Here is a 2,292-nt window from a genome sequence, read left to right as displayed (position 1 = left end):
GGATCTTGTGGTGCAGCGCGAGCAGCAGGTCGGTGACCTCGCCGTACGCTTGTGGTGCAGCGCGAGCAGCAGGTCGGTGACCTCGCCGTACGCGGTGAAGGTCGCGGCCCGGGCCAGCGCCTCGGTGCCGTCCCCGGACGGCCGCCGGCCTGGGTCGCCAACCAGAACGACGCACCGCAGTGGACCCGCGGGACCGCCCGGCCGTGCCGGACGCCGAGCCGTGGCCGGCCGGCGAGGTGTGGGGCCGGTCCGCCGAGGCGGAACCGCCGCGCCCCAGCCGAACGGCTGGGAATCGGGCCGGGCCGAGGAGCCACCCGCCTACCAGCCGCCGCCGGGCCCGGGCATCTCCGCGGCCAACGCCGTACCGCTGCCGCCGCAGGAGCAGCGGGTGCCGGGCGCCAGCCTGGCCGCGTCGCCGCCGACCGACTACGCGCCGCCGGCGCAGTTCGCCCCGGGGGCCGAGAACGGCGGGCCGCAGGCGTACGGGTCGGAGCAGTCGGGTGCCGTGCCCGGCTGGGGTCCGGCCGAGGCGTCGCACCAGGAGCCGCAGTCGCCGGCCGGGCCGGTGGTGCCCGCGCCGCGTACCTCTCCGGAGGCCGGCGCCGTCTCCGCCAGCGCGTCGGTGCCGATGGCCAGCCGGGTGATGCCCCCGACCGACGAGGCCCTGCGGCCGCCGGCTCGCCGGCCCCGCAGCCCCGGGTGTACGGCCGCCCGAGCCGGCCGGAGCCGGAGGAGGCCACCGGGCAGGACGACCCGAACGGCTACCCGGACCAGGGCCGGCGTTTCGACGACCAGAACCAGCAGCCCGGTTTCGACGACCACGGCCAGCGGTCCGGCTTCGGCGACCACGGCCCGCAGCCCCGCTACGACGACCAGGGCCAGCAGTCCGGCTTCGACGACCACGGCCGGCCGGCGGGGCCGCACGGCTTCGCCGACACGCCGTCCGCGCCGCCGTCGTCGCCCGCGGGTCCGCCGCCGTTCCCGCCCGGCGCGCCGTCCTTCGTGGACCCGGCCGCCAACCACCGCCCGGCCAACGGGGTGCACCCGCACAGTGGCGAACGCCCCGGCGACCCGTACGGCGGTCCCGGCCAGGGCGACCCGTACGGCGGTCCGGGCGGACACCAGGACCCCTTCGGGGCGCAGCCCGGTGGCCCGTTCGGGGGTCCGGGTGGACCGGCCGGTGGCCGTGCCTCCGTCGCGGTGCCGGGCCAGGGACCGGGGGCGATGCACGAGCAGGGACCGGGCGGGTTCCCGCCGGCCTTCCCGCCGCCGCCCCAGCAGGCGCCGCCCGCCTGGCAGCACGGCCTCGGCGGCGAGCCGGAGCAGGGCCGGTTCGACTCGTTCAAGCCGGACGCCGAGCCGAAGACCGAAGCGCCGACGCCGACGCCGAAGGTGCGCAACGGGCGGGTGCTGGCCGTCGTGCTGATCGCGGCGGTGCTGATCCTGGCCGTGCCGCTCGGCCTGCTCACGCTGCTCGGCAAGGTCGGCGGCGGCGACAACAAGCCGGCCGGTTTCGACCCGGCGGTGGGCTCCTGCGTGAAGCAGTCCGGTGGGGGCGCGGTGGCCGCCAACTGCGGTGAGCAGGGCGCCTTCACGGTGGTGTCGAAGGTCGACGCCCAGGACAAGTGCGACGACCCGGCGCAGCCGCACGTGGTGCTGCCGGGCGAGGGGACCAACCGGGTGCTTTGCCTGAAGCCGGCCGGCAAGTAGCGTCCTCGTCGACAGCGGGGCCACGGTGATCCGTGGCCCCGCCGTCGTGTCCGGGGGTGTGATCGAGCCCGCTCGGGGTGCCGGCCGGTTCGGGCCGTCCGGTCCGGCAGACTGAAGGCATGAGCGCACGAGTACGGTCACCCGAGCTGCGCGGTCGGGGCTGGCTGAACAACTTCTGGAAGTCCTAGAAGAAGCTTGCAACTCGCCCACCCGGGGCCTTAGCGTCCTCGGCATGTCTCACCACGAACACCTCGCCGACCTGTACCTACGGCTATCCCTCGACCGCGAGGGAAAGACCGCGATTGAACGCCAGGAGGCCGACTGTCGCGCCTGGTGCGCGCGCAACGGCCTAGACGTCCGCACCGTCCACATCGACCGGGGCCGGTCCGGCTACAAGGCCGTAGACCGCGCCGGATTCGACGCCGCGATATCCGCCCTCACGACCGGCACCGTCGGCACTCTGGTCGTCTGGAAGGTCGACCGCCTGTCCCGGCGGGGCATGGGCCAGGTCGGCCAGGTCCTTGATCAGGTCGAGAAAGTCGCGGGCCGAATCGTCTTCGTTCAGGACGGCCTAGACACCTC

At 75.4% G+C, this 2,292-nt stretch carries 2 protein-coding genes; both read left to right on the top strand.

Translation table 11 applies throughout. From position 1 onward, the window contains the following. The first annotated feature begins 699 nt into the window (after positions 1 to 699). Entirely contained in the window at positions 700 to 1,710 is a 1,011-nt protein-coding gene (locus tag JNW87_RS37815; protein WP_238455380.1) for a hypothetical protein, read from the top strand. Between the two features lie 232 nt (positions 1,711 to 1,942). Further along, a partial coding sequence (locus tag JNW87_RS37810; RefSeq protein ID WP_238455379.1) for a recombinase family protein occupies positions 1,943 to 2,292 on the top strand: 350 nt, incomplete at its 3' end.

Origin of the sequence: Micromonospora sp. ATA51 (assembly GCF_016802855.1) — a bacterium.
Taxonomy (GTDB): Bacteria; Actinomycetota; Actinomycetes; order Mycobacteriales; family Micromonosporaceae; genus Micromonospora; species Micromonospora sicca.
The sequence above is the reverse complement of the archived record's forward strand: the minus strand, read 5'-3'. Positions and strand labels throughout refer to the sequence as shown.